The sequence below is a fragment of the Micromonospora sp. NPDC049139 genome (genome assembly GCF_055586845.1).
Map to the genome: position 1 here is coordinate 51,459 of NZ_JBVJHK010000024.1, position 20,292 is coordinate 71,750.

The 20,292-nt window shown below is 74.9% G+C and carries 16 protein-coding genes; 11 read left to right on the forward strand and 5 right to left on the reverse strand.

What is annotated here, in order from left to right; genetic code table 11:
* The first annotated feature begins 83 nt into the window (after positions 1–83).
* Positions 84–2,420 carry an endopeptidase La gene (gene lon, locus ACZ6Q9_RS29680; protein WP_396830459.1) on the forward strand — a complete coding sequence of 779 codons (2,337 nt, stop codon included), beginning with the start codon at positions 84–86 and terminating at the stop codon, positions 2,418–2,420.
* A gap of 88 nt (positions 2,421–2,508) precedes the next feature.
* Here lon and ACZ6Q9_RS29685 read toward each other — a convergent pair whose 3' ends face one another.
* Positions 2,509–2,991 carry an SgcJ/EcaC family oxidoreductase gene (locus ACZ6Q9_RS29685; RefSeq protein ID WP_393266152.1) on the reverse strand — a complete coding sequence of 161 codons (483 nt, stop codon included), beginning with the start codon at positions 2,989–2,991 and terminating at the stop codon, positions 2,509–2,511.
* A 55-nt stretch (positions 2,992–3,046) separates the two neighbouring features.
* On the opposite strand from ACZ6Q9_RS29685, the gene ACZ6Q9_RS29690 reads away from it, so the two are divergent.
* On the forward strand, positions 3,047–3,511 hold the full coding sequence (locus ACZ6Q9_RS29690; protein ID WP_393266149.1) for a MarR family winged helix-turn-helix transcriptional regulator: 465 nt from the start codon (positions 3,047–3,049) through the stop codon (positions 3,509–3,511).
* A 94-nt stretch (positions 3,512–3,605) separates the two neighbouring features.
* Here the strand turns inward: ACZ6Q9_RS29690 and ACZ6Q9_RS29695 are convergent, their stop codons facing one another.
* Positions 3,606–5,402 (reverse strand): DEAD/DEAH box helicase, encoded by a 1,797-nt coding sequence (locus tag ACZ6Q9_RS29695; protein ID WP_393448822.1) that lies wholly within the window; start codon positions 5,400–5,402, stop codon positions 3,606–3,608.
* 103 nt (positions 5,403–5,505) lie between these two features.
* Positions 5,506–6,372, reverse strand: coding sequence for a hypothetical protein (locus tag ACZ6Q9_RS29700; protein WP_396830457.1), 867 nt, complete (start codon positions 6,370–6,372; stop codon positions 5,506–5,508).
* Positions 6,373–6,505: 133 nt separating this feature from the next.
* Here ACZ6Q9_RS29700 and ACZ6Q9_RS29705 point away from each other — a divergent pair, with 133 nt between their 5' ends.
* Both ACZ6Q9_RS29705 and ACZ6Q9_RS29710 read left to right on the forward strand, forming a co-directional pair.
* Entirely contained in the window at positions 6,506–7,663 is a 1,158-nt protein-coding gene (locus tag ACZ6Q9_RS29705; RefSeq protein WP_393266140.1) for a sensor histidine kinase, read from the forward strand.
* The gene (locus ACZ6Q9_RS29710; RefSeq protein WP_350681505.1) at positions 7,660–8,265 is read left to right on the forward strand and encodes a response regulator transcription factor; all 606 of its coding nucleotides are present in this window, start codon (positions 7,660–7,662) and stop codon (positions 8,263–8,265) included. The genes ACZ6Q9_RS29705 and ACZ6Q9_RS29710 overlap by 4 nt, the downstream gene beginning before the upstream one ends.
* A 75-nt stretch (positions 8,266–8,340) precedes the next feature.
* On the opposite strand, the gene ACZ6Q9_RS29715 is transcribed toward ACZ6Q9_RS29710, so the two are convergent.
* A complete protein-coding gene (locus tag ACZ6Q9_RS29715; RefSeq protein WP_396830455.1) occupies positions 8,341–10,560 on the reverse strand; it encodes a glycoside hydrolase family 43 protein in 2,220 nt (739 codons plus the stop codon).
* 133 nt (positions 10,561–10,693) lie between these two features.
* On the opposite strand from ACZ6Q9_RS29715, the gene ACZ6Q9_RS29720 reads away from it, so the two are divergent.
* The 6 genes from ACZ6Q9_RS29720 (at position 10,694) to ACZ6Q9_RS29745 (ending at position 17,870) form a co-directional block, all read left to right on the forward strand.
* The gene (locus tag ACZ6Q9_RS29720) at positions 10,694–11,440 is read left to right on the forward strand and encodes an ArsR/SmtB family transcription factor (RefSeq protein ID WP_393266136.1); all 747 of its coding nucleotides are present in this window, start codon (positions 10,694–10,696) and stop codon (positions 11,438–11,440) included.
* A gap of 677 nt (positions 11,441–12,117) precedes the next feature.
* The gene (locus tag ACZ6Q9_RS29725; protein WP_396830453.1) at positions 12,118–12,957 is read left to right on the forward strand and encodes an isocitrate lyase/phosphoenolpyruvate mutase family protein; all 840 of its coding nucleotides are present in this window, start codon (positions 12,118–12,120) and stop codon (positions 12,955–12,957) included.
* Positions 12,958–13,097: 140 nt separating this feature from the next.
* The gene (locus ACZ6Q9_RS29730; protein ID WP_393448834.1) at positions 13,098–14,057 is read left to right on the forward strand and encodes a DUF5715 family protein; all 960 of its coding nucleotides are present in this window, start codon (positions 13,098–13,100) and stop codon (positions 14,055–14,057) included.
* A gap of 4 nt (positions 14,058–14,061) precedes the next feature.
* A complete protein-coding gene (locus tag ACZ6Q9_RS29735; protein ID WP_393448837.1) occupies positions 14,062–15,672 on the forward strand; it encodes an asparagine synthetase B family protein in 1,611 nt (536 codons plus the stop codon).
* A gap of 175 nt (positions 15,673–15,847) precedes the next feature.
* Complete coding sequence (locus tag ACZ6Q9_RS29740; RefSeq protein ID WP_396830451.1) at positions 15,848–16,780, forward strand: PfkB family carbohydrate kinase; 933 nt, start codon at positions 15,848–15,850, stop codon at positions 16,778–16,780.
* Between the two features lie 82 nt (positions 16,781–16,862).
* On the forward strand, positions 16,863–17,870 hold the full coding sequence (locus ACZ6Q9_RS29745; protein ID WP_396830449.1) for a linear amide C-N hydrolase: 1,008 nt from the start codon (positions 16,863–16,865) through the stop codon (positions 17,868–17,870).
* A gap of 97 nt (positions 17,871–17,967) precedes the next feature.
* On the opposite strand, the gene ACZ6Q9_RS29750 is transcribed toward ACZ6Q9_RS29745, so the two are convergent.
* Complete coding sequence (locus ACZ6Q9_RS29750; protein ID WP_393266119.1) at positions 17,968–19,410, reverse strand: LVIVD repeat-containing protein; 1,443 nt, start codon at positions 19,408–19,410, stop codon at positions 17,968–17,970.
* A 137-nt stretch (positions 19,411–19,547) separates the two neighbouring features.
* On the opposite strand from ACZ6Q9_RS29750, the gene ACZ6Q9_RS29755 reads away from it, so the two are divergent.
* Positions 19,548–20,246, forward strand: a complete 699-nt coding sequence (locus ACZ6Q9_RS29755) for a DUF305 domain-containing protein (RefSeq protein ID WP_393266117.1) — start codon at positions 19,548–19,550, stop codon at positions 20,244–20,246.
* Positions 20,247–20,292: the final 46 nt, after the last annotated feature.

Genomic DNA, 20,292 nt, shown 5'->3' on the forward strand with positions numbered 1-20,292 from the left:
GGTCTGGGTCACAGTGCGGAACAAGGGGAACGCTTTGTTACTTGAGTTGGACACGCTCAACTCAACGCGATAGCAGGTGTTCGATGGCAACTCTTCCGGTACTGCCCCTGACCGACGCCGTGCTGCTGCCCGGCATGGTCATCCCGGTGACCCTCGACCCCACCACCCAGGCCGCTGTCGACGCGGCCCGCGCCACCGGCGAGGGCACCCTCCTCGCCGTGCCCCGCCTCGACGGCGAGTACGGCCCCGTCGGCGCGGTCGCCACCATCGAGAAGGTAGGCCGGCTGCCCAGCGGCGAACCGGCCGCCGTCGTTCGCGGCCTCTCCCGCGCCCGGATCGGCTCCGGCGTTCCCGGACCCGGCGCCGCCCTCTGGGTCGAGGCCACCGAACTCGACGAACCGGCCCCCGCCGGCCGGGCCCGCGAACTCGCCCGCGAGTACCGCGCCCTGATGACGTCCGTGCTCCAGCAGCGCGGCGCCTGGCAGGTCATCGACGCGATCGAGCGGATGACCGACCTCTCCGAGCTGGCCGACTCCGCCGGCTACGTCTCCTGGCTCAGCCTCGCCCAGAAGACCGAGCTGCTCGCCGCGCCGGACGTCACCGCCCGGCTGGAACTGCTCGTCGGCTGGGTGAAGGACCACCTGGCCGAGCAGGAGGTTGCCGAGCAGATCAACACCGACGTCCGCGAGGGGCTGGAGAAGTCCCAGCGGGAGTTCCTGCTACGCCAGCAGCTCGCCGCCATCCGCAAGGAGCTCGGCGAGGACGAGCCGGATGGCTCCGCCGACTACCGGGCCCGCGTCGAGGCCGCCGACCTGCCCGAGAAGGTCCGTGAGGCGGCGCTGCGCGAGGTCGGCAAGCTGGAGCGGGCCAGCGACGCCTCCCCGGAGGCGGGCTGGATCCGCACCTGGCTCGACACGGTGCTGGAGATGCCGTGGAGCACCCGCACCGAGGACAACACCGACCTGGCCGCGGCCCGCGCGGTGCTCGACGCCGACCACGCCGGCCTGGCCGACGTGAAGGACCGCATCCTGGAGTACCTCGCGGTGCGCAACCGGCGCGCCGAGCGGAACCTCGGCGTCGTCGGTGGCCGCGGCTCCGGCGCGGTGCTCGCCCTCGCCGGCCCGCCCGGCGTCGGCAAGACCAGCCTGGGCGAGTCGGTCGCCCGCGCGCTCGGCCGCAGGTTCGTCCGGGTCTCCCTCGGCGGCGTCCGCGACGAGGCCGAGATCCGGGGTCACCGCCGCACGTACGTCGGCGCGCTGCCTGGCCGGATCGTGCGCGCCCTGCGCGAGGCCGGCTCGATGAACCCGGTCGTGCTCCTCGACGAGGTCGACAAGCTGGCCGTCGGCTACTCCGGCGACCCGGCCGCCGCCCTGCTGGAGGTGCTCGACCCGGCGCAGAACCACACCTTCCGCGACCACTACCTGGAGGTCGACCTCGACCTCTCCGACGTGCTCTTCCTGGCCACCGCCAACGTGGTGGAGGCCATCCCCGGCCCGCTGCTGGACCGGATGGAGCTGGTCACCCTGGACGGGTACACCGAGGAGGAGAAGGTCGCCATCGCCCGGGACCACCTGCTGCCCCGGCAGCGGGAACGGGCCGGGTTGACCGTCGAGGAGGTCGGCTTCGGCGACGACGCCCTCGCCCGGATCGCCGGCGAGTACACCCGGGAGGCCGGCGTGCGCCAGCTCGAACGGGCGCTGGCGAAGATCCTCCGCAAGGTCGCGGTGGCCCTGGCCACCGACCCGGCGCCGGTCCGTGTCGACGCCGACAACCTCGCCACCTACCTCGGGCGGCCGAAGTTCACCCCGGAGTCGGCGGAGCGGACGGCGGTGCCCGGCGTGGCGACCGGCCTGGCGGTCACCGGCGCCGGCGGCGACGTGCTCTTCATCGAGGCCACCAGCATGGAGGGCGAGCCGGGGCTGACCCTGACCGGCCAGCTCGGCGACGTGATGAAGGAATCCGCGCACATCGCGCTGTCGTACCTGCGCTCCAACGGGCGCCGGCTCGGGCTGGACCCGAACGCCCTCGCCGGGCGGCGGATCCACCTGCACGTGCCGGCGGGCGCGGTGCCCAAGGACGGCCCCAGCGCCGGCATCACCATGGTCACCGCCCTCGCCTCGCTGGCCGCCGGCCGGCCGGTGCGGCCCGAGTTCGGGATGACCGGTGAGGTGACTCTCTCCGGCCGGGTGCTGCCCATCGGCGGGGTGAAGCAGAAGCTGCTCGCCGCCCACCGGGCCGGCCTGACCGAGGTGATCATCCCGGCCCGCAACGAGCCGGACCTCGACGACCTGCCGGCCGAGGTCCGTGAGGCGTTGACGGTCCACACCCTCGCCGACGTCGCCGACGTGCTCGCCCTGGCGCTGCGCCCCGCCGACGTCGACGCGGACGCCCTGGGCGGCCAGGCATTGACCGCGGCCTGACCGGCCCGTCACCCGGCGGCCCCCGTCACCCGGCGGCCCCCAGCGCCCCGTGGGCGCCGGGGGCCGCCGCGTGTACGGGTCCCGCCGGTCAGGCGCGGCCCAGCCCGAGCCGTCGGGCGTACCGCCCCATCGTGCGGGACAGCCGGGCCGGTGCCGAGTCGGGCGCGGGGATCCCTATCGGGCGGACCCGACCGTTGTGCAGCGCGGTGAACCGCCACCCGGCCGGCGTCCGCACGGCGACCAGGGTCTGGCGGGACAGCCGGCGCCGGGGCAGCCGGGAGCGCCAGGGCATCAGCACCGAGCCGGTGCCGTGCACGACGGCCACGTCGGCGGTCACCGCCCGGATCGACTCCACCTCGCCGACCAGCGCCGATCCGGCGAGTACGCCCCGGAAGAGCCGGTCGTGCGCGTCCTGCATCGGTGCCCGTCCGGCCGCCCGGGTGCCGTCGTACGACACGTAGTCGGAGTCCTCCGTGAAGCAGGCGCCGTACGCGACCGCGTCGTTGTCGGTCCACGCCCGTAGCAGCCGGTCGAACAGCTCGCGGATCTCCCTGCGGTCGTTCTCGGTCATGGTCGCTCCCTGCTAAAGTTCGACTGTCGAAATCTAAGCTAGCAGGAAGATTCGAATGTCGAAAAGTGAGCTGGTGTACCGCGTGGCCCGGGAGATCCGGCTGCTGCAGCAGAGCTTCGACGCCTTCGACGAGGCGGCCGCCGGCCGGCTGGGGATCAACCGGACGGATCTGCGGGCGCTGGACGTCGTCCTCGGCCACGGGCCGGTGACGGCCGGCGAGTTGACGGCGGCGCTGCGGCTCAGCCCGGCGGCCACCACCACCGTCATCGACCGGCTCGAACGGGTCGGCCTGGTGGCGCGTACCCGGGACGCCGCCAACCGGCGTCGGGTGCTGGTCGAGGCGACCGAGGCGGCCCGGGCGGCCGAGCAGAGGATCTACCGGCCGGTCGGCGAAGCCGGCCTGCGGGCGCTGACGCGGTACGACCACGGACAGCTCGAGACGATCGTCGACTTCCTCACCACCGCTCGCGCCGTGCAGCAGGAGCACGCCGAACGGGTGGCCACGGAGCCGGCCGACTGACCGCTGCGCGAACGCGACGAGACCCCCGCCCGGAACGGCGGGGGCCTCGGTGCGCGCGTGCTGCTTGTCGCCGGTGGGGACGGTGGTGTCGTCGTCAGCGCCGGTCGCGCCGGTCGCCGAAGTCGCGGTCGCGGCGCTCGCGCCGGTCGGCCCCGTCGAAGCGGCGCTCGCCGCCGCCGTCACCGTCACGATCCCGGCGTACGGTCGCCTTGCGGCCCTTGATCGTGCTGCCGCGCAGCCCCGCGATCACCTCGTCGGCCACGGCGTAGGGCACCTCCACCAGCGAGAACCGGTCGGCGATCTCGATCGAGCCGATGTCCCGGCCGCTGACCCCCGTCTCGCCGGTGATCGCGCCGACCAGGTCCTGCGGGCGGACCCCGGCACGCCGGCCGAGGCCGATGAAGACCTGCGTGGTGCCGCCGGTGCGGGGCCGGCCACCGCCGCGCCGCTCGCCCCGGCCGCCGCCTTCCGGCCGCCCCTCGCGCGGAGCCCGGACCGGCACCTGCGGGATCTCCTCCTCGTCGTCGGCGCCCGGCGAGGTCGCCTCGTGCGCCAGCTTCACCGCCGCGAGCGCCACCTCCACCAGGTCGAATTCGTCGGTCAACGACTCGACGATCGCCCGGTACGGGTCGAGGTCGTCCTCCAGCAGGCTCTCCCGCAGCGCGCCCTGGGTCAGCTCCAGCCGCCGGGTGCGCATGTCCGCCACCGTCGGGATCTTGTCGATGGTGATCCGCTGGCCGGTGACCCGCTCGATGGTCTTGAGCATCCGGTGCTCGCGCGGCTCGGCGAGGGTGATCGCCACGCCCTCCCGCCCGGCGCGGCCCACCCGGCCGATCCGGTGCACGTACGACTCGGGGGCCGACGGCACGTCGTAGTTGACGACGTGGGTGAGCTGCTCGACGTCGAGGCCGCGGGCGGCCACGTCGGTGGCCACCAGCAGGTCCGCGGTGCCCGTGCGCAGCCGGCCCATCACCCGGTCGCGCTGCTCCTGACTCATCCCGCCGTGCAGCGCCTCGGCCCGGTAGCCCCGGCCGTTCATGGTCTCGGTGAGCCGGTCGACCTCTTCCCGGCTGCGACAGAAGACGATCGCCGCGGTGGGGGACTCGACGTCCAGCACCCGGCCCAGCGCCGCCGGCTTGTGCGCCCGGGCGACGATGTACGCGCTCTGCCGCACCCGGGGCGCCTCCCCGGCCACCGGCTGCTCCCGGGCGATGAGGATGCGCACCGGGTCGGTCAGGTGCTGGCGGGCCAGCCCGTCGATCCGCGCCGGCATCGTCGCCGAGAACAGCACCGTCTGCCGCTGCGCGGGCGTGTGCTCCAGGATCGCCTCGATGTCCTCGGCGAAGCCCATGTCGAGCATCTCGTCGGCCTCGTCGAGCACGACCGTGGCCAGTGAGCCCAGGTTGAGCGTGCCCCGGGCGATGTGGTCCAGCGCCCGGCCCGGGGTCGCCACCACCACGTCCACGCCCATGTCCAGGGCGCGCAGCTGCCGGCCGATCGGCTGGCCGCCGTAGATGGGCAGCACCCGGGTGCCCAGGTCCTTGCCGTAGCGGTGGAACGCCTCCGACACCTGCACCGCCAACTCCCGCGTCGGGACCAGCACCAGCGCCACCGGGTCGCCGGGCCGCTCGTCGGGCATCCGCTGCAGCAGCGGCAGGGCGAACGCGGCGGTCTTGCCCGTACCGGTGGCCGCCTGCCCGAGCAGGTCCCGCCCGGCCAGCAGGGGAGGGATCGCCTCCCGCTGGATCGGCGTGGGCTCCTCGTAGCCGAGGGCGGACAACGCGCCCAGCAGCTCGGCGCGCAGTCCGAGATCCGCGAAGGCGGTCACCTCGTCGGGGGTGTCCGGGGAGGGGTCGGTCGGTGGGTCGTGCCGTACGGGTGCGGAACTCATGCGGCAAGCTTTTCATCATCGCCGGCCGGCGGTTCCGGCGACCGGCACAACAGCCCGCCGGGGTGGGTCGCCGCCCCGTGCCGGCGACCCACCCCGGTCGGGGTCAGCGGGTCAGCAGAGCCAGCACGACGGCGAGCCCGACGACCGTGTCGAAGACCGCGCACCACTCGGCGTAGCCGCGCGGGACGACCCGGTTCGCGCGGTGGTGCACCACGTCCCAGGCCGCGTGTCCGAGCCAGCCGGCGGCCACCAGCCAGCCCGCCAGCCCGTGGTCGACCACGGTGGCGACCAGCGCCAGCGCCGCCCAGCCGGCCAGCCCGGCCACCTGGAGGACGAGCATCCGGCGCTCGCCCAGCTGCCCGCGCGCCGCGCCGATGACCAGGTAGGCCGCCGGCAGCGCCAGCAGGAACAGCGCCGGGGGCACCCACGGGGAGAGGAGCATGTCCAGCGTCACCAGCAGGGCGAGCCCCGTCGGCCAGCGGCGCACCAGCGCCGCCAGCAGCCGGTGACGCGGAACCACGCGGGCGGCGGCCGGGTGCCGGGCGTACTCGGCGCGCCGCCGCAACACCGCGAGCGCCATCGCCGGGAGCATCAGCAGGTGGCTGCCGAGGAGCAGGGCGTCCGCGCCGACCAGCCCGGCCCGGAACGGTACGAACAGCACCAGGACCGGCAGGTACATCGCCGCGATCATCTCCCCGACGGCGGCCCAGGAGTGCCTCCGGTACCGCATCCACACCGCCATGCCGACGCTCATGTCCGTCGCCATCAGCACGGCGCCGACGTCGGCCCGTCCGAGGTCGGGGGAGACGCCGAGCGATGTGCCCACGGCCGCGCGGAGCGGCCCGAGCAGCAGCATGCCGGCGATCATGGCCAGCGCCATCTCCAGCAGGTGCCGCAGGAGCGCGGCGCGCGGTCGCGCGTGACCGACGTGCGGCGTCGTCGGGTTGGCGTTCGTCGTCGTCTCCGTCATGCCACCGAGCCTGCGGCCGGACGGGCGCGCCGGACACCCGCGCCGTGTCACCGGTCGACCGTGCGGAACGCACCGCCGATCCGTGCATCCCGCGTACGGCGGTGGGCCGCCGCCACGCCCTACCATTCGGACCGTGGCGTTCGACCCGACGGTGTCCGGACCGGACCGGCGCCTGCGCCGGGCCCGGACCGGTGCGCTGGTGTCCCTCGCCACCGGGGTGGCCTCCGGCCTGTTCCTGCCCGCGATCGGGCTGGCCCGGGAGCCGTCGGGCCTGCGGGTGGCGCTCGGTGCGGTCGGGCTCGCCGCGGTCGCCGCGGTGCTGGCCGTGGCCCTGTACGCGACCGTGACACCGGACGTGGCGGACCGGGTCCGCCGCCGGTGCCGCGTGGCGTTCGCCGCCGTGGCGGTGCTGAGCGTCCCGCTGGTGGCGCCGGTCGCCGCCGGAGCGTGGCCCACCTGGGCCTGGCTGGGCGCGGCGGTCGTCGGCGCGGTGCCGCTGGTCGCCCGGTTGCGGATGGTGGTTCCCGTGGCGGCCGCCACCCTGCCGGTCGCCGCGGCGGTGGCGACGGCGACCGGGACGCCCGTGGGTCGGTCCCTGGCGATCAGCGGCGGCGTCGGCCTCGGCATCGCCGCGGTGAACGGATTCCAGGTGTGGTTCTGGGAGCTGCTGGTGCAGGCCGACCGAGGGCAGGTCGCCCAGGCGAGCCTCGCGGCGGCGCAGGAGCGGCTGCGCTTCGCCGGCGACGTGCACGACCTGCTCGGGCACCACCTCACCGTCATCGCGCTGAAGGCCGAACTCGCCGCCCGGCTCGCGGCCACCGACGCGGAGCGGGCCGGCCGGGAGGCGGCCGAGGCGCAGCGGCTGGCCGCCACCGCACTGACCGAGCTGCGCCGCACGGTGCACGGCTACCGCCGTGTCGACCTCGCCGAGCAGGTCGCCGCAGTCGGGCAGGTGCTGCGCTCCTCCGGGGTGCGGTGCACCGTGGTGCCGCCCGCCGGCGAGCTGCCGGCGGAGGCGGCCGCCCAGCTCGCGGCGGTGCTGCGAGAGGCCGGCACCAACGTGCTGCGGCACAGCCGGGCCGGCTGGTGCCGGATCGAGATCGACCAGGAGGCGGACGTGGCGCGGATGACGGTGACCAACGACGGCGCGGGCGCGGCCGGCGCGCCCGACCGGCACAGCCACGGCCTGCGCGGGCTGGCCGAGCGGCTGGCCACCGCCGGCGGGGAACTGCGCACGCACCGGGAGGACGGCGTCTTCACCGTCGAGGCGACCGTCCCGACGGCGTCATGATCCGGGTCCTGCTCGCCGACGACGAGGAGCTGATCCGGGCCGCCCTCGCCGCCCTGCTCGACCTGGAGGAGGACCTGACGGTGGTGGCGCAGGCGGCCGACGGCGGGGCCGCCGTGACCGCCGCCCTGGCGCACCGCCCCGACGTGGCCGTCGTCGACCTGGCGATGCCCGGCCCCGACGGCTTCCAGGTCGCCGCCGAGCTGGCCCGGGTGCTGCCGTCCTGCGCGGTGGTGATCCTCACCGGCCAGGGTCGGCCGGCACACCTGGCCCGCGCGCTCACCGCCGGGGCCCGCGGGTTCCTGCCCAAGGGCGCGCCCGGCGGGGCGCTCGCCGACGTGATCCGGCGGGTGCACGCCGGCGGCCGGTACGTCGACCCGGCGCTGGCCGCCGACGCGTTGACCATCCCGCCGTGCCCGCTGACCCCGCGCGAGCTGGACACGCTGCGGCTGGCCGAGGACGGCGCCCCGGTAGCGGTGGTCGCCCGCCGGGCCCACCTGTCCAGCGGCACGGTCCGCAACTACCTCGCCGCGGCGGTGCAGAAGCTCGGTGCGACGAGCCGGGCGGAGGCGGCGCGGACGGCCCGGGACAACGGCTGGCTCTGACCGGCCGCCCGCCAGCCTGGCGGCTCTGACCGGCGGACCCCCTGCCGCCCCTCGACGGCAGGGGGTCCGATCCGCTCAGCGGTGGAAGCGCAGGTAGTCGAACTGCGCGGTGAGCGCCGGATCGGCGCCGCCGTGGGCGACCAGCCCGATCCGCGGGGCGGTGTCGGCCGGGAAGGTCCACACCCCGCCCCACGTCCAGTTCCGCCCGTCCCGGCTGGAGCCGGCCCGGAACTCGTGCTCGCCGGTGGCCGGGTCGACCCGGTGCGCCAGCCGCAGCCAGGTGGTGGTCGCCGGGGTGCCGACGATGTTGCCGCCGTAGACCGGCCGGCCGGCGAAGGGCAGTTCGTAGCCGTACTCGACCTGGCGGGTGTTCCAGATGGCGACCTGCGCCAACCGGGCGAAGCGGTCGTCGTCGACGTAGGCGACCAGGCCGGCCTGCTGGTAGTTGCGCACGGTCTCCTCGCCGAGGTCGAGCGTCACCTTCGTCTCCACCACGTAGTCGCCCGTCGGCGCGTCGCGCAGCAGCACGCCGGCGCTGTTGCCGGTGCCGGTCAGGTCGGCGCCCTGCACGGGCCAGCGCAGCGCACCGCCGGACACGGTGGCCGCCGGGTCCGGCCGGACCCACCGCCACGCCGGGTCGAGCCCGTCGGTGAACTCGTCGGAGAACGCCGGCAGCAGGCCGCCGGCCCGGGGCTCGGGCGCGGCGTGCCGCACCGGCCGGTGCAGCCGGGCGACGCTGACGTTGTCGAACCCGGCGTCCCCGCCGGTGGCGGTCAGCGCGATCCGGCCGACGACCGGCCCGTCCAGCCGCAGCGACAGCGCCGCCACCTGGTCCCCGAGCCGGGCCGGGCTCAGCTCGGCCGTGAGCTGCCGGCCGCGTACCTCGACGGCGAGGTTGTGCCCGGCCGCCGCGTCGAAGCCGGCGGGCAGCGGTGCGCTCGCGGTGCGGGCGCCGTCCCGGGCGACCAGCCTGCCGGCGGCGGTGTCCACCCGCACCGCGACACGGGCGCCGAGGGTCAGCCCGGCCGCCCCGGTGGCGGCGGGCCGCAGGTCGGCCTCCGCGCGCAGGTCCCCGCCGACGGACGTACGGCCGGCCAGCGTGCCGCTGCCGGTGAGCCGGCCGCCGGAGACCCGCCAGTCCCCGGCGGTGCCGCGCCAGCCGGCGAGGCCGGCGTCGAAGCGTTCGTCCACCCGGCCGGTGGTGACCGGCGCGGGCCGGGCGCCCTCCGACGGGCCGGCGCCGGCGTTCACGGTCGGCCAGCCGTCGATCCAGTCGAGGCGGTCCAGCAGCATCGGCCGCTCGTTGATGCCGAACGGCTCGTCCAGGTACGGGTCGGCCCGGTCGATGGCGTGGTAGACGATCCAGTCCTGGCCGGACAGGTCGGTCAGGAATCCGTTGTGACCGGTGCCGATCCAGCGGTTGCCGTTCTGGGCGAGCACGGGGGTGCCGCCGGCCCGGGAGGCGGTCAGCGGGATGCCGTCGCGGTCGACAAACGGGCCGCGCGGGCTGCGCGACCGGCCGACGTGGACGGAGTAGCCGGTGGCCGGGCCGGCACAGCAGTTGGCGGTGGAGGCGAACAGGTAGTACCAGCCGTCGCGGCGCAGCACGTAGCTGCCCTCGAACTTGTTGTCGATGGCGACCGGCGTCGGCGCGCCGACGGCGCGCAGCCCGTCGGGGGAAAGTTCGGTGACCGAGATGCCGCCGTAGTAGCTGCCGTAGTAGAGGTAGTGCCGGCCGTCGACGTCGGTGAACTGGCTCGGGTCGATGGTCCACAGCCAGCCGCCGCCACCGCCGGGGCGGGGCGCGACCACGGGCTCGTCGGCGAAGGTCCACGGGCCGGTCGGGGTGGGCGCGGTGGCCGCGCCGACGGCGAAGTCGCCGCCGTCGGGGGAGACGGTGGTGTCGGTGACGGTCACGTACATGACCCAGCGGTCGTCGACCCGGCGCACGTCGGGGGCCCAGAAGCCGGCGCCGGGCGCCGCGTACACCGGGCGCTGGTCGGCGCCGAAGGCGTCCCCGACGTACGTCCAGTCGACCAGGTCGGCGGAGCGGGCGGTGGGCACCCGGTGGAAGGTCCCCTCGCCCTCGCGCAACGGGTCGGTGGTGCCGTACGCGTACCAGAAACCGTCCTCACCACGGACGACCACCGGGTCGGCGAAGGTGTCGGCGAACCCGGCCGAGACCGGGTTGCGGTAACGGGGGTCGGGCGCGGCGGCGGCCGGCGCGGACGCCGTTCCGGCCAGGGCCAGACCGATGACGGCGACGAGCGCGCCGGCGCGGCGGAGATGTCCCATCAGACCTACCTCGGGTGGGGGAGAAGTCGACCTGGATCACTGGGTCCGTTTCTACAACGTTGGATACAACGTTGTAAAGGCGGAAGGCGACACTTCGGTGGGCACCGGAACGTGCCCGTGCCAGCATGGTTCCGTGACCACCACCGCCACGGACGGCCCGACCCTGGCCCGGCTCGCCGCCCTGCTCGCCGACGACACCCGGGCCCGCATCTGCCTGGCCCTGCTCGACGGCCGGGCGTGGGCGGCCGGCGAGCTGGCCCGGCTCGCCGGGGTGGCGCCCTCCACCGTCAGCGATCACCTCACCCGCCTCGTCAGCGGCGGGCTGCTGGTCCAAGAGCGGCAGGGGCGGCACCGTTACGTCCGGCTCGCCGGTCCCTCGGTGGCCCAACTGATCGAGGACCTGGCCGGCCACGCGCCGGCGCGGCCCCAGCCCGTCCGCTCGCTGCGCGCCGCCCGCGCCGACGCCGCCCTGGCGTACGCCCGCACCTGCTACGACCACCTCGCCGGCCGCCTCGGCGTGCTGCTGCGCGACACGATGCTCGACCGCGGGCTGCTCGACGGCGCCGACGGCCTGGCGCTGACCCCGGCCGGGCTGGGCTGGCTGGACGGGCTCGGGGTGCCGGTCGCGCCGCTGCGGTCCGCCCGCCGCCCCCTGTTGCGCGACTGCCTGGACTGGACCGAACGCCGCCCGCATCTGGCCGGCGCGCTGGGCGCCGCGCTGTGCACCCGGTTCCTCGACGCGGGCTGGCTCACCCGAGGCGGCGGCCGGGCCGTCCGGCTTACCGCGGCCGGCGGTCCCGCGCTGGCCGCCGCGCTCGGCCTCGCCCCGGCCGACCTCGCGCCCGCCGCCGCACCGGATACCGGCGGCGGCCGCGCCTGACCCGACTCGCGCCTGACCCGACTCGCGCCTGACCCGACTCGCGCTGAACCCCGGAACGTGCGGCCCCAGGGGTCCGTGCCCATTGGTCGGCGTCCCGCCGATGCCCCGCCCCGTCCGGCGGCGCCTTCGGATTCGACCCCTGAGACCGACGGCGGGCAAGTCCGCCGCCAATCTCCTTACCGACGGTGACGGATCAGGGATGTCACTCTCTGTGGCGGTCGGCGATCCAGTCGCCCGGTTCACCCTGGCCCCTTTGCTCTGCACCCATCCACGCACCACAGGACTGACCTGGCGATCCATTGGTCCGGTGCTGGTTGAGCGGGCAAGCTTCGTTGACTTTCCGTAGCTGGCGCGGCCGCGGGTGCAGAGCAAAGGGCGTGAGGTAGCGGTGGCCGGTTGGCTCGGGCCGCCACGTTGCGTGTTCGTCCCGCCTTGCGTCAGCCGGCCGCCACGATCCGCGGCGTGTCCTTGGGCCTGCTGAGCAGAGGCGGGCCAGGGCATCCGCGATCCGGCCGCGATCCGGCCGCGATCCGGCCGCGATCCGGCCGCCACCGGGCGCGCGGCCCCGGCGTCGGTCGGAGCAGGCTCCTGGCCGCTCGGCCCGGAGGCGTGGCACCGCGCGCCGGGTGGCCGACGTTTCGGCGGGCGCCGAATGCTTTCGGTCCTACCGTCGTGGGGTGACTGTCGACGACCTCGTCATCCCGCCCGCACCCGGCACCCCGATGAACGAGCGCTGTGCCGCCTTCCACGCCCTGCACCACGCCGACCGGCCGCTGCTGCTGCCCAACGCCTGGGACCACGCCAGCGCCGCCGCGTTCGCCGCGCGCGGACACCCGGCGGTCGGCACCACGAGCCTCGGGGTGGCCGCCGCCGCCGGGCTGCCGGACGCGGCGGCGGCCACCCGGGCGGAGAACCTCCGGCTGGCCCGGGCGCTGCGCGGCCTTCCGGTGCTGCTGAGCGTCGACATGGAGGCGGGCTGCGCCGACGACCCGGCGGCCGTCGCCGACCTGGCGGCCGAGCTGGCCGCCCTCGGGGTGGTCGGGATCAACATCGAGGACGGCCGGGCCGACGGCACCCTCGACCCGCCGGCGCTGACCGCGGCCAAGGTGGCCGCCGTCAAGGCCGCGGCGCCGGCCCTGTTCGTCAACGCCCGCACCGACACGTGGTGGCTGGGGATGCCCGACCCGCTGCCGGCGACCCTGGCCCGGGCCAGGGCCTACGCGGATGCCGGCGCCGACGGGATCTTCGTGCCGGCGTCGCCGGACGCCGACACCATCGGCGCCCTCGTCGCGGGGATCGACCTGCCGCTGAACGTGCTGTACCGCCCGGGCGGGCCCACCCTCGACGAGCTGCGGGCGATCGGCGTGGCCCGGGTGAGCACGGGCTCGCTGCTGTTCCGGGCCGCGCTCGGCGCCGCCCTGGACGTCCTGGACGCCGTCCGGTCCGGCGCCGCGCCGGACCGGGAACCGCCCTCGTACGCCGAGGTGCAGCGGTTGAGCGGCGCGTCCCGGCCGTAGCCGTTCGTGCCCGCCCACGCCCCGGAGCTGGCCCTTAGGAGGAGATAAGAGGATTGTTCGTACTTATCCCGTCGCGCCTGGTTACGTTGTGCGTAGGGCGATGCACACAGTGATGTCGTGACGGGAGAGAGGACCCGACCATGCGAGTGCCCAGCCGAAGTCCGGGGCAGCAGCCCGGGCCCTCCGTCACACCCGCAGCCCGCGCCCGCCGGCGGGTGCCCGGTACGCCGCCCCGCCCCGCCACGCCGGACCTCGACGCCTACCGGGCGGCCGTCGCCGACCTGCTGGTCGAGGTGGGCGCCCTGGCCGGGGCGTCCTGCACGGCGGCGCGGCAGGTGCTGATCGACGACCGGCTGCGCGAGCCCGCGATCGCCGCGGTGCTCGACGCCACCCCCCAGGGGCTCGTCGGCGCCCGCGAGACGCTGCTGCTGGAGATGGCCCGCTACCAGCCCAACCCGCGCAGCTCCGCCGCCGACCTCACCGCACTGGTCCGCATCTACCTGCTCTCCCGCGTCGACGTGATGTGGTGGCGCGACGCGCCGGCCTTCCTCACCGACGCCCAGGTCGACGCCAGCCCCGACCTGGTCGACCTGGAGTGGCTGCGCCGCCGCGACCTGCTCCGGTTCTGCTACATCGAGCAGCCGAAGACGCTGTTTGGACGCGGGATGCGGGCGGCCCGGCGCCGGCTGCGGCCCGACGCCACGCCGCGCACCGCCGGGCTGCGCTTCCGGCGGGCCCGCCGGGAGGTCGTGGCGCTGCTCAACGACATCGGGCGGGAGTTCGCCGCCAACACCCCGCCCGCCACCCCGCCGCTGTGGGTGACCAGCCTGGTCCGCAGCGCCGAGCACCAGCACCGGCTGCGCCGCCTCGGGTACGCCGCCATGGTCCCCAGCGGCCACTGCCTGGGCTGGGCGGTCGACGTCGAGCTGGCGTGGTTCGGCCGCTTCGGCGTCCGGGACACCCTCGCCGAGCTGCTGCTGGCCCGGCAGCGGGCCGGCGAGGTCAACGTGGTCGACGAGGGGCAGGCGTGGCACCTCTGCCTCGCGCCCGCCAGCGGCCGGCGGCTGCGCCGGGCGTACGAAGCCGAGATGGGGGTCTGAGTCGATGTGCGGCATCGCGTTGAGCCTCGGCCCCGAGGCCGACCCGGCGATCTTCCGGCGGATGCTCGCCACCCTCGCCCCCCGCGGCGAGGTCACCGAGGCCCGCTACGAGAACGGCCTGCTCGCCGGCACCCGACGGTTGAAGGTGGTGGACCGGGAGCGCGCCGTGCAGCCGTGGACCTCCGTCGACGAGCGGTGGCTGCTCTGCTACAACGGCGAGGTCTTCAACCACCACGAGCTGCGCGCGGAGCTGGTCCGGCTCGGGCACCGCTTCCGCAGCGCCAGCGACACCGAGGTCGTGCTCGCCGCGTTCCTGCAGTGGGGCGAGGGCATGGTCACCCGGCTGCGCGGCGAGTACGCCTTCGCCGTCGTGGAACGGGCCACGGGCCGCGCCTGGCTGGTCCGGGACCCGCTCGGCGTGAAGCCCCTGTACTGGGCCCGGACGCCCGGCTGCCTGCACGTCGCCAGCGAGGTCAAGGCGCTGGTCGGGCACGGCGTCCCGATCGGCGAGGTGCCGCCCGGGCACCACGGCTGGGCCGAGCCCGACGGGCAGGTCCGGCTGCGCGCGTACGTCGACCTGCTCACCCTCGGCGACGGGCTGTCGGTGGTGGACGACCCGGACGAGGCCGCCCTGCTCGTCCGTGCCGCCCTCACCGACAGCATCCGGACGCGGGTGGACACCGACCTCACCGTCGGGGTGGTGCTCTCCGGCGGGCTGGACAGCTCGCTGGCCCTGCTGCACGTGCGCGAGATGCACCCCGACTGCGTCGCGGTCACCGTCGGGGTGACGGACAGCCCCGACGTGGCGTACGCGCGGCGGTTGGCGCGGGACCTGGAGGTGCCGCACGAGGTGGTCGAGCTGCGCCCGCGCGACATCCGGCTGGCCGACGTCCGGGAGGCCATCCGGATCTCGGAGCTGACCGAGTACGGCGACATCATCAACGCGGTGGTCTCCGTGCCGCTCTTCCGCCGGCTGCGCGAGCTGGGCGTGAAGGTGGTGCTGACCGGGGACGGCTCGGACGAGCTGTTCGGCGGCTACCCGATGTACCACGAGGTCGACCCCGAGGCGTCCCGCCGGCTCTTCCTGCACAAGATCCGCAACCTCTGCCGTACGGAGTTGCAGCGTGTCGACCGGGCCAGCATGGGGTACGGGGTGGAGGCCCGCGTGCCGTTCCTCGACCTGAGCGTGGTGGAGCTGGCGATGCGGCTGCCGATCGGGCTGAAGATGCGCGAGGGGCAGGAGAAGTGGATCGTCCGGCGGGCCTTCGCCGACCTGCTGCCCGACTACGTCCGGCGCCGGCCGAAGAACCCGATGTCGTACTCGTCCGGCCTGCACGAGCGGGCCCGGCTGTACAAGCCGCTCTTCGCCCGACTGCACCGGTCGTTCGGCTACCACCTGCTGGAACCGGTCCGCCGCGACTTCGACAGCGTGCTCACCCGCTGCGGCAACGATCTCGACCGGGCGCTCGCGGCCGGCCGGGCCCGGCCCGACTACACGGTGCTGGAGCACGCCCGGGACCTGGTGGGCGCGGCGAAGTGGAACGCCGCGCCGATGGTGCGCCGGCTGGTCGGCCCGCGCCGTAACCGGGGTGACGAGGCCCCGCTGCCGGGTTGACGGAACAGGTGCAGCCACGTACACGGCCGTCGGCCCTCGTGGCCCTTGCCGAATGCGAAGCGCAGGGGTGCGTCGGACCGTCCACAAGGCCCCTCCGGGGCCACGGCACCGACGGTCGGGCCGGGCGGGCGCGAGCCGAGGACTGCGCCGCCCGGCCCGGGGTAGAACCCGAGCCATGACGGAACTGGACGTGGTGGTGGTCGGGCAGGTGGCGCGGGACCTCGTGCTGCTGGTCGACGAGGTACCGGAGGCCGGCGGCAACGCCCTCGTGCGGCGCCGACGCGAGTTGCTCGGCGGCAAGGGGGCCAACCAGGCCGTCGGGCTCGCCCAGCTCGGCGCGTCGGTCGGGCTGCTCGCCGTGGTCGGCGACGACGAGGTGGGGGAGCGGCTGCTGGCGCAGGCGCGGGCCGACGGGATCGACGTCGCGCGGGTGCTGCGCCGGCCGGGCAGCCCCACCGGGCTCGTCGTCGACGTGGTCGACGCGGAGGCCCACTGGCGCTACCTGGAGGACCTGCCTGGGGCCACCCTGCTCACCCCCGAGGACGTGGCCGGGGCGGCCGACGCGCTGCGCGCCGCGCGGGCCGTCCTGGTGCAGCTGCAACAGCCGGCGCGGGCCGCCCTGGTCGCGGCCCGGACCGCCCGGGAGGCCGGCCGGCTGATCGTGCTCGACGGCGCCCCGACCGACCCGGCCGACGCCGACGAGTTGCTCGCCCTCGCCGACGTGCTGCGGGCCGACGCGCAGGAGGTCGAGCTGATCACCGGCGACGCGCCGCGGGACGCCGAGGGTGGGCTCGCCGCCGGGCGCAAGCTGCTGCGGCGCGGCCCGTCCCTGCTGGCGATCGAGGTGGCGGGGGAGGGCAACGCGTTCGTCTGGCCGGACGGCGAGCTGTTCCTGCCGCTGAGCCGGACACCCACGGTGGACAGCACCGGCGCCGGGGACGCGTTCGTCGCCGCGCTGACCGTCGGTCTGCTGCGCGGCGAGCCCCGCGACCGGGTCGCCCGTCACGCCGTGGCGGCCGCCGGCGCCACCGTCGGCCACCCGGGCGGCCGCCCGGCACTGACCGACGAGGCGATCCGGGAGCAGCTCGACCGGATTCCCGCCGGCTGACCGTCCGGGTCGCCGGTGCCGCGCCGGGGCGACCGATCGGGCGGTGGACAACCCTCGATTCCTGCCCTAGCGTCCAGAGGATATGCGGAGGACTCTCCTGGGCGCCGGTGTCGCCCTGCTGCTCGCCGTGACCGCCTGTTCCAGCGCGGAGCCCGGTCCGCCGGCGTCGCCGGGAGCACCGACGCTCGCCGGCACGCCCAGCGCCTCCCGGCAGGAGCCGGGCGAGGTCGAGAAGACCCTGGCCAGCCTGCGGAAGGTCAACGACCTTCCGATGTACGAGATGACCTACGTCGGGGCGTACGACGCGACGGTCGGCACCGACGCGCGCCCGGCGAAGGCGTTCGGCTGCTCCCTCTTCGCCGCCACCGGCGACCCGGCCCGGCCGTTGTTCGCCCGCAACTTCGACTGGGACGCCAACCCGGCGCTGGTGCTGCGCACCGATCCTCCGGACGGGTACGCCTCGATCTCCGTGGTGGACATGTCCTACCTCGGGGTGGGCCCCGACCCGACCGGCGACCGGCGGCTGCTCAACGCGCCGCTGCTGCCCTTCGACGGGATGAACGAGCGGGGGCTGGCAATCGGGCTGGCCGCCGACGACGGCGCGCGGGCCGTCGCCGACCCGGGCAAGGCCACCGTCGGGTCGGTTCGCATCCAGCGTCTGGTGCTCGACCATGCGGCCACGGTGGACGAGGCGGTGGCCGTGTTCGGGCGCTACAACCTCGACTTCACCGACGGGCCGCCGCTGCACTACCTGCTCGCCGACGCGACCGGGGCGTCGGCCGTGGTCGAGTTCGTCAACGGGAAGATGTCGGTCGAGAAGGGTCGGGGCGACTGGCGGGCGCTGACCAACGTGCCGGTCGTCGGGGTGGACGAGCAGCGTCGCCGGGCCGACCACCGCTACGGCGTGATCGCCGCGGCCCTCGGCCGGACGGGCGGCACGGCGGACGCCCCGGCGGCGTTCGAGATCCTCAACGACGTCCGCCAGTCGCACACCCGCTGGTCGGTGACGTACGGCCTGCGCAGCGGCGAGGTCCGGCTGACCACCGCGACCGGCGGCGGTGAGCGGCGTTACCAGCTCCCGGTGAGCTGAGCTTCCGCACGTCCCCGGCGAGGGAACTGGCTGCACCCGGAACGCGGGCGGGCCCGGCCCCCGAGGTGGGGGCCGGGCCCGTCGGCGCGCTGTGCGACTACCAGCCCAGGTAGCTGGGCTGGGTCTGCACGTTCAGCTCGCGGTACCGGACGAGGTTCGCCGTCCAGGTCCGCCAGTCGGTCAGCTTCAGGACGTCGAAGCCCTTCTGCATGTCGTTGGAGTAGATGTAGCCGTTGTAGTAGTACGCGGACCAGGAACCCCCGCCGGTCAGCCGCTCGGTCGACAGCGGGCCCCGCTCCCAGAACGCGATCTCCTGCGGGTTGGCCGAGTCGGTGAAGTCGAAGACCGAGATGCCGCCCTGGTACCACGCCTGGACCATGATGTCGCGCCCGAGCACCGGGATCAGCGAGCCGTTGTGTGCCACGCAGGTCTCGGTGTCGGCGTTGGGCCGGGGGATCTTGAAGTAGCTGCGGAAGATCATCGTCCGGGCGTCGCCGCTACCGGTGATGTCGTAGATGGCGTCGGCGCCCCGGTTGGGACCGATGGCCTCGTTGCAGGTGGCCGCGCCGCCGCCGCCCAGCTCGTCGGTGAAGATCACCTTGGTGCCGGAGTTGTTGAACGTGGCCGAGTGCCAGAACGCGAAGTTGACCGTGTCGCGGACCTGGTTGATGACCCGCGGAGCCTCCCGGTCCGAGATGTCCATCAGGATGCCGTCACCCATGCAGGCGCCGGCGGCCAGGTTCTTCTCCGGGTACGCGGTGATGTCGTGGCAGCCGGTGGTCGCCGACCCGCCCGGGCGGCCCTCGTAGCCGCCGTCCGGGAAGAGGTTCGGCGTGGCCACGACCGCCGCGTCGGTGGGCTTCTTCAGCGGCACCTTGACGATGGAGATGGAGTCGTGCGGCGGCTGGCAGTCCGGGAACTCCGCCCGCGGGCTGTACGACGAGACGTACAGGTAGACCGTCTTGCGGTCCGTGCCCGGCACGAGGGTGTGCGTGTGCGAGCCGCAGGCCGTCTCGACCGCCTTGATGTAACGCGGGTTGGCCTTGTCGCTGATGTCGAAGATCTTGATGCCCTCCCAGGACTCCTTGACCGTCGCCGACGATCCGGTGCTGTTGCAGGAGTCGTCGCTGCGGGGCGCGTCGGTGGAGAGGAAGAGCAGGTCGCCGTGGACGGAGATGTCGTTCTGCGATCCGGGGCAGTAGACCTGCGACACGACCGTCGGCGCGGTCGGCCGGGAGATGTCGTAGACGACGAACCCGTTGTAGTTGCCGGCGAAGGCGTAGCGGCCCTGGAAGGCGAGGTCGCTGTTCGTGGCGTCCAGCGGGGCCTGCTTCGGCAGGTTGGCGACCTGCCGAAGGTTGGGGCTGCTGACGATCTCGTCGACGCCGGGGATGGTGTAGGTGGTGTCCACCGTGCCGGAGGGTGCCGCGACCCCGGCATTCCCCGGTGGGGCGGTGGCGACGCTGGCGAGGAGGAGGCCGGCCGCGGCCAGGCTCACGGTGGTGAGCCGCCGGGCCCGCGGCGTGCGAAGTGTGATCATCGGCGAGGCCCTTCGCAAGGGGGTGACGATTGTCGACACCTTACCGTCCGATGAGGTGCGTCGATGTGACTTGGGTCACATGTTGGTGTCTCCGTCAATGGATACGATCGCCGTGACCTCTAGCGGGGGAGTGGCCCATGACCAACCGACGCGCACGGATCCTGGCCGTCGTCACATCCGTGTTCGTGGTGTCGGTGGTGGCCGTCGTCCTGTCCCGGTCCGGCGACGACTCGACCGCGCCCTCCGCGCAGCCGGTTGCCGCCCCCGCCTCGGCGTCGGCGCCCGTCGACCCGGCCAGGCCCGCCGTGATCGTGCCGGGCCGACCGGGGGAGACCGCCGCGGTCCGTCCCGCCGAGGAACTGCGCGACGCCGCCCCCACGTCCCGGCACAACTCCATGGACGTCTGGTTCGTCCGGATGATGATCCCGCACCACGCCCAGGCCCTGGAGATGGCCGCGCTGGCCCCGGACCGCGTCGCCGACCCGGATCTACGCGCCCTCGCCGAGCGGATCCGGGCCAGCCAGGGCCCGGAGATCGGCATGATGCGGGGCTGGCTGCAGACCCGCGGGCTCTCCCCGGACGTGCCGGGGCACGACCACGGGACGATGCGGGGCATGCAGTCGCCCGAGGCGATGCGCCAGCTCGCGGCGGCCCGGGGCGCCGAGTTCGACCGGCTCTTCGTCAGGATGATGACCGAGCACCACCAGGGCGCGGTCCAGATGGCCACCGACCTGCTCAAGGTCGGCGCCGACCTCACCCTGTCGGAGTTCGCCAACTCCGTCGCCACCGAGCAGGCCGTCGAGATCGACCGGATGCGCGACGTGCTGGCCCCCTGACGCGGCTGGGTGGTCCCGCCGGGCGCGCGGTGACCCGCGGGCGGCA

What these genes read in the sequence shown, in the direction of transcription:
- lon (WP_396830459.1), top strand. Translation starts at nt 84, where the DNA reads ATGGCAACTCTTCCGGTACTGCCCCTGACCGACGCCGTGCTGCTGCCC.
- ACZ6Q9_RS29730 (WP_393448834.1), top strand. Translation starts at nt 13,098, where the DNA reads ATGCGAGTGCCCAGCCGAAGTCCGGGGCAGCAGCCCGGGCCCTCCGTC.
- ACZ6Q9_RS29745 (WP_396830449.1), top strand. Translation starts at nt 16,863, where the DNA reads ATGCGGAGGACTCTCCTGGGCGCCGGTGTCGCCCTGCTGCTCGCCGTG.
- ACZ6Q9_RS29715 (WP_396830455.1), bottom strand. Translation starts at nt 10,560, where the DNA reads ATGGGACATCTCCGCCGCGCCGGCGCGCTCGTCGCCGTCATCGGTCTG.
- ACZ6Q9_RS29710 (WP_350681505.1), top strand. Translation starts at nt 7,660, where the DNA reads ATGATCCGGGTCCTGCTCGCCGACGACGAGGAGCTGATCCGGGCCGCC.
- ACZ6Q9_RS29755 (WP_393266117.1), top strand. Translation starts at nt 19,548, where the DNA reads ATGACCAACCGACGCGCACGGATCCTGGCCGTCGTCACATCCGTGTTC.
- ACZ6Q9_RS29700 (WP_396830457.1), bottom strand. Translation starts at nt 6,372, where the DNA reads ATGACGGAGACGACGACGAACGCCAACCCGACGACGCCGCACGTCGGT.
- ACZ6Q9_RS29695 (WP_393448822.1), bottom strand. Translation starts at nt 5,402, where the DNA reads ATGAGTTCCGCACCCGTACGGCACGACCCACCGACCGACCCCTCCCCG.
- ACZ6Q9_RS29740 (WP_396830451.1), top strand. Translation starts at nt 15,848, where the DNA reads ATGACGGAACTGGACGTGGTGGTGGTCGGGCAGGTGGCGCGGGACCTC.
- ACZ6Q9_RS29750 (WP_393266119.1), bottom strand. Translation starts at nt 19,410, where the DNA reads ATGATCACACTTCGCACGCCGCGGGCCCGGCGGCTCACCACCGTGAGC.
- ACZ6Q9_RS29685 (WP_393266152.1), bottom strand. Translation starts at nt 2,991, where the DNA reads ATGACCGAGAACGACCGCAGGGAGATCCGCGAGCTGTTCGACCGGCTG.
- ACZ6Q9_RS29735 (WP_393448837.1), top strand. Translation starts at nt 14,062, where the DNA reads ATGTGCGGCATCGCGTTGAGCCTCGGCCCCGAGGCCGACCCGGCGATC.
- ACZ6Q9_RS29690 (WP_393266149.1), top strand. Translation starts at nt 3,047, where the DNA reads ATGTCGAAAAGTGAGCTGGTGTACCGCGTGGCCCGGGAGATCCGGCTG.